Annotated in this window: 3 protein-coding genes; all 3 read left to right on the top strand. The window is 71.4% G+C overall.

Annotated features, from left to right (window positions below):
* Window positions 1-532 (top strand): 4'-phosphopantetheinyl transferase family protein (locus tag L995_RS15425; protein ID WP_047472518.1); only part of this gene is annotated, 532 nt, incomplete at its 5' end.
* Window positions 529-1,518, top strand: a complete 990-nt coding sequence (locus L995_RS15420; RefSeq protein WP_016450666.1) for a TauD/TfdA family dioxygenase — start codon at window positions 529-531, stop codon at window positions 1,516-1,518. The genes L995_RS15425 and L995_RS15420, both read left to right, overlap by 4 nt.
* Before the next feature lie 20 nt (window positions 1,519-1,538).
* Window positions 1,539-6,489 (top strand): non-ribosomal peptide synthetase (locus L995_RS15415; RefSeq protein ID WP_047472517.1); only part of this gene is annotated, 4,951 nt, incomplete at its 3' end.

Genomic DNA, 6,489 nt, shown 5'->3' with positions numbered 1-6,489 from the left:
CTTCGCACAGACGCGCGCTGCCACGCGGCGGCTGCTGGGGCGCAGGCTGGGCTGCTGCCCGGCCGATGTGCCGCTGGCGGTCGGCGTCCACGGCAAGCCCTTTGTCGACGAGGACCCGCTGCGGGCACCGCTCTTCAATGTCTCGCATTCGGGCGGCCATGCGCTGATCGCGCTGGCCGACCCCGGTGGCGTGCTGCACCTGGGCGTGGACATCGAGCAGCACAAGCCCGACCTCGATGCCGAGGTCATGCTCGACGCCGTCTGCACCGACCAGGAACGCGCCAGCGTGCGCCGTGCGCCTGATCGGCTGGCGGCCTTCTACCAGCGCTGGGTGGGCAAGGAGGCCGTGCTCAAGGCCATCGGCATTGGCGTGGCCGAGCACCTGCGCTCCATAGGCATCAGCCCGGGAGGGGACGGACGGCTGGCCATCGCCTGCGCGGTCCCCGACTGGAATGGTTTTCAAGCGATGGCGCTTCCAGCGCCGCCAGGCTACGCGGCAGCTCTTGCGTGGCGCACCAAGGAATCGACATGAACGAAACCCTCCAGCGCTTCGAGCGCAAGGCCCCCGCGGGCTCGCTGCTTCCCCAGCTCATCACGCCCGCCCAGCCGGGCCAGGACCTGCTGGCCGCGCTGCCGCCGCTGCGCCGCGACATCGACGAGGCGCTGCTGACCACGGGCGGCGTGCTGCTGCGCGGCTTTGGCGTGCCCGATGTGGAGACCTTCCAGCGCTTCGCCTCGGCCTTCGGCCATCCGCTGCTCAAGTACGAATTCGCCTCCACGCCGCGCAGCGCGGTCGAGGCCTCCAGCGGCGCGGGCGTCTACACCTCCACCGAATACCCGGCCCACCAGAGCATTCCGCTGCACAACGAGCAGGCCTACACGCGCGAGTGGCCCATGAAGATCTGGTTCCACTGCGTCACCGCATCGCCCGAGGGCGGCGAGACGCCGATTGCCGACAGCCGTGCGGTCTACCGCCGCATTCCGGCGCGCATCCGCGAGCTGTTCGAGCCCGGCATCCTCTACGTGCGCAACTTCGGCGAGATGGACGTGCCCTGGCAGAAGGTCTTCAACACCGAAAGCCGCGCCGAGGTCGAGGCCTTCTGCCGCCATGCGCGCATGGACTGGGAGTGGAAGGAGGACGACGGCCTGCGCACGCGCCAGCTGTGCCAGGCCATGGAGAGCCACCCCGTCACGGGCGAGATGGTCTGGTTCAACCAGGCCCACCTGTTCCACATCTCGGCGCGCGAGCCCGAGGAGCGCGAGGTGCTGGAGGAGGTCTACGGCATCGAGAACCTGCCGCGCAACACCTTCTTTGCCGACGGCTCCACCATCGGCGACGACATCTTCGCCGAGGTGCGCGCCGCGCTGGACGCCGAGACCGTCAGCTTCCCCTGGGAGCAGGGCGACGTGCTGATGCTGGACAACATGCTCGTGGCCCATGCCCGCTCGCCCTTCAAGGGACCGCGCAAGGTCATCGTCGCCATGGCCGAGCCGCGCAGCAATCTGGACCGTTTCTGAGAACCCGGGAGGCAGCTGACATGCTGAGTGGACAAAGTGCAATCGCGGCAGCAGGCCAGGCGCCGGCCAGCCTGGTCGAGCATCTGAGGGAACTGGCGCAGCAGCGGCCCGACGACATCTGGCTCACCGTGGCCGCCGTGCAGGACGGCCGCGTGGTCGAGCGCAGCCACAGCTACGGCGAGTTCGACCGCCGCGTGCGCGCGCTGGCCGCCCGGCTGCAGCAGCTGTGCCCCGTGGGCGCGCGCGCCCTGGTGATGATGGACAACGACGAGCACTACGCCGCCAGCATGCTGGCCTGCTTCTACGCGGGCGTGGTCGCCGTGCCGGTGCCGCCGCTGGAATCGCTGCGCGTGCAGCACCTGGAGCGGCTGCTGGGCATCGTGGGCGACGCGGATGCGGCCTGCGTGATCAGCACGGCCGAAGTGATGCAGGCCCTGCCCGGCGCCGATGCGCGCTTTGGCAGCATTGCCGCCGTGGCCGCCGACCAGGTGGACCTGGCCGATGCCGACGCCTGGCGGCCTCATGCGCCGGCTGCCGACGACATCGCCTTCCTGCAATACACCTCGGGCTCCACCTCGGCGCCCAAGGGCGTGATGGTCAGCCACGGCAACCTCATCGCCAACGAGGCCGCCATTCAGCAGCGCATGGACATCGGCGCGGGCGACCGCTTCATGTCCTGGGCGCCGCTGTACCACGACATGGGCCTGATCGGCGGCCTGCTGCAGCCGCTGTACAGCGGCCTGCCGCTGGTGCTGACCTCGCCGCGCCTCTTCCTGGAAAGCCCTGTGCGCTGGCTGGAGCTGATCTCGCGCCACCGCGCCACCATCAGCGGCGGCCCCGACTTCGCCTACCGCATGTGCCTGGAGCGCATCAAGCCGTCGCAGCTGGCGCAGCTGGACCTGTCGAGCTGGCGGCTGGCCTATACCGGTGCCGAGCCCGTGCGTGCCGACACCGTCACGGCCTTCGCCCAGCGCTTTGCCGCCTGCGGCCTGCGGCCCGACGCGGCCTATGCCTGCTACGGCCTGGCGGAAGCCACCCTGTTCATCACCGGCGGCAATTGCGGCGCGGGCGCCGCGATCACGTCCTTCGATACCGAGGCCCTGGGCCAGGGCCGGGCCGTGGAAAGCCCCGGCGCCTCGCAGACCACCGCGCTGGTGGGCTGCGGCCCCGCCGTTCCCGGCCATGCGGTGGCCATCGTCGATCCGCACAGCCTGCAGGTGCTGGAGCCCGGCCGCGTGGGCGAGATCTGGGCGCACGGCCCCAGCATCAGCCAGGGCTACTGGGGCAAGCCGCAGCAAACGCAGCAGGCCTTTGTCGAGCATGCGGGCCGGCGCTGGCTGCGCACGGGCGACCTGGGCTTCGTGCACGGCGGGCAGGTCCATGTGGCGGGCCGCATCAAGGACCTGATCATCGTGCGCGGGCACAACCTCTACCCGCAGGACATCGAGCGCGTGGTCGAGGCCGAGGTCGAAGCCGTGCGCAAGGGACGCGTGGCCGCGTTTGCGGTGGACATCGATGGCCGGGAGGGCATAGGCATCGCTGCCGAAGTCTCGTTCGGCATGCAAAAGCTGGTGCCGGCCCAGGCCCTGGTCGATGGCCTGAGCACCGCCGTGGGCGCGCAGTGCGGCGAGGCACCCACGGTGATCGTGCTGCTCAACCCCGGCGCCTTGCCCCGCACCTCCAGCGGCAAGCTGCAGCGCGCAGCCTGCCGCCAAGGCTGGTCCGCGCGCACGCTGGATGCCTGGGCGGTGTTCGAGTCGGGCCGCTTCGCGGGCGGCGGCAGCCAGGCACCGCAGGAGGCGGGCGCGGCAGATCCCACCACAAGCACGCTGGCCGGCCTGTGGCGCGAGGTGCTCGGTGGCGATGTCCTGCACGGGCCGGCCGGCGAGGCCAACTTCTTCGCGCAAGGCGGCAACTCCCTGGCCGCCGTGCGGCTGGCTGCGCGCATCTGCCGGCAATGGTCCCTGGAGTATCCGGCCGGGCGGGTCTTCGAGCACCCGCGGCTGCGCGACCAGGCGCACGACATCGACCGGCTGTGCCAACAGCGCCAGCCGGGCACGGCGCTGCAGCGCATTGCCCCGCTGGCCGAGGCCCGTCGCGCCATGCCCCTGCCGCTGACGCCGGCCCAGCAGCGCCAATGGTTTCTCTGGAAGATGGATACGCGCAGCACGGCCTACCACGTGCAGGGCGCCCTGCGCATCACCGGGCCGCTGGATGCAGGCGCCCTGCGTGCGGCCGTGCAGGGCCTGGCCGAACGGCACGGTTCGCTGCGCACGGTATTCAACGCCCGGCCCGATGGGGAGGTCGAGCAGCGCCTGGACCCCCAGGGCAGGCTGCAGCTGCAGCTGCAGTGGCTGGATGCCGCGCAGGCCGCGCAGGGCAAGCCCGCGCAGCGCGAGGAGCACGCCGCCCAATGGCTGCAGGCGCTGTGCGCCCAGCCCTTTGATCTGCAGCAGGGGCCGCTGGCCCGGGCTGGCCTGGTGCGGCTGCAGGCCCATGAGCACATCCTGGCGCTGGTGATGCACCACATCGTCTCCGACGGCGCCTCCATGCAGATCCTGCTGGACGATCTGGCGGCGCTGTATTCCGGCGCCCCGGACAGCGGCCCGGCGCTGCAGTACGTGGACTACGCCGTCTGGCAGCGGGAGCAGGCTCAACAGGCTCAGCAGGCCCAGCAAGGCCAGCAGGCCTCGCTGGCCTACTGGCTGGAACGGTTGCAGGTGCCCCCAGGCGAGGCCCAGCCTGTGCTGGCCCTGCCTACCGACCATCCTCGCCAGGCGCTGGCACGCTATCGGGCGGGACGGCACGGCTTCGAGCTGTCCGGCGCGACCTTGCAGGCGCTGCGCGCGCAGGCCCGCCAGCAGGGGGACACGCTCTTCACGCTGCTGCTGGCAGGATGGCAGGCGCTGCTGTACCGCTACACGGGCCAGGAGGACATCCGCGTCGGCGTGCCCGTGGCCAACCGCGCGCATGCCGACCTGCAGGGCGTGGTCGGCTTTTTCGTCAACACCCTGGTGCTGCGCAACCGCATCGACGGGCGCATGCGCCTGGCCGACGTGCTGCAGCAGGCCCGCGAGGCGGCGCAGGGCGCGCAGGCCCACCATGCGCTGCCATTCGAGCAGCTGGTGGAGGCGCTGCAGCCGCAGCGCAGCCTGGCGCACAGCCCCTTGTTCCAGGTGCTGTTCAACCATCTGGTGGAGGACTGGCAGGCGCTGCAGCAGGTGCCGGGCTGGACGGTGGCCGGCCAGCCGCTGGCGGCCGCAGATGCGCAGTTCGAGCTGACCGTGGAAGTGCGCGAGCGCTCGGATGGCAGCCTGGGCATCAGCCTGGTCTATGCCCGCGAGCTGTTCGAGCCGGGCAGCATGCAGCGCCTGGCCGCCCACTATGCGGCCATGCTGGAGGCCCTCGCCCGGCAGCCCCAATGTGCCGTGGACGAGGTGCCGCTGCTGGGTCCCGAAGAACGCCAGCAACTGGCGGCCTGGAGCTGCAATGACCAGGTCCTGCACGGCGGCGACATCGTGCACCGCCGCTTCGAGCAGCAGGTGGCGCGCAGCCCCGATGCCCCGGCCCTGTGCCTGGGCGAGGCCACGCTGGGCTACGCCGAACTCAATGCGCGCGCCAACCGGCTGGCGCATCACCTGATCGCATCGGGCGTGCGGCCCGGCGTGCCGGTGGGCATTGCCATGGAGCGCTCCATCGAGATGGTCGTGGGGCTGCTGGCCATCATGAAAGCCGGCGCGGCCTATGTGCCCATCGACCCCGAGCACCCGGCCGACCGCATCGCCTACATGCTGGAGGACAGCGGCGTGTCCCTGGTGCTGGTGCAGCCGCAGGTGCGGGACCGCCTGCCGGCCATCTGCAGGGCCCGACTGGTCGATGTGCCGGGCCTGGCGTCCCGGCTGCAGGACATGCCGGCCCACAACCCGGCCGTTGCCCTGCATGGCGACAGCCTGGTCTATGTCATCTACACCTCGGGCTCCACGGGCCGGCCCAAGGGCGCGGCCAACCGCCACCGTTCGCTGTGCAACCGCCTGGCGTGGGGGCAGATGCACCAGCCGCTGGGCCCGGGCGATACGGTGCTGCAGAAAACGCCCTTCGGCTTCGACATCTCCTTCTGGGAATTCTTCTGGCCGCTGACCACCGGCGCACGCCTGGCGCTGGCCGCCCCCGGCGACCACCGCGATCCCCGGCGCCTGGCCGAGCTGATAGCGCGCCACCAGGTCAGCACCATCCACTTCGTGCCGTCCATGCTGCAGGCCTTCATGGCGCACCCGGTGGCCGCCACCTGCCAGGGGCTGCAGCGCATCGTGTGCAGCGGCGAGGCCCTGTCCGCCGAATTGCAGGCAGCCGTGCTGCAGGCCTTCCCCGGCACCCGCCTGCTCAATCTCTACGGCCCCACGGAGGCGGCCATCGAGGTCACCTGGTGGGACTGCCGGGACGAGGGCGCGTTGTCCGTGCCCATAGGCCGCCCCGTGGCCGGGCTGCGTACCCATGTGCTGGATGCCGCGCTCAACGAGGTACCGCGCGGTGTGGCCGGCGAGCTGTATCTGGGCGGTGTGGGCCTGGCGCGCGGCTACTGGCGGCGGCCGGGCCTGAGCGCCGAGCGCTTTGTCGCCGACCCCGCCAGCCGCACGGGCGAGCGCCTGTACCGCACGGGCGACCTGGTGCGCTGGCGCGGCGACGGCCAGATCGACTACCTGGGCCGCGTGGACCACCAGGTGAAGATCCGCGGCTTTCGCATCGAGCTGGCCGAGGTGGAGGCGCAACTGCTGGCCCACCCCGCCGTGCGCGAGGCCGTGGTGGTCGCCCGCCAGGCGGCCGACGGCGCGCGGCTGGCCGCCTTTGTCTCGGTGCAGCAGGGGCAGTGCCTGGACATGGCCGCGCTGCGCAGCGCGCTGGCCGCGGCCCTGCCCGACTACATGCTGCCCTCGTCCATCACCGTGCTGGATGCCTTGCCCCTGAACGCCAACG

It is taken from the genome of Delftia sp. ZNC0008, from assembly GCF_000799035.1.
In the GTDB taxonomy this organism is placed as follows: Bacteria; Pseudomonadota; Gammaproteobacteria; order Burkholderiales; family Burkholderiaceae_C; genus Comamonas; species Comamonas tsuruhatensis.
This window is presented reverse-complemented; position numbering and strand designations above follow the sequence as displayed.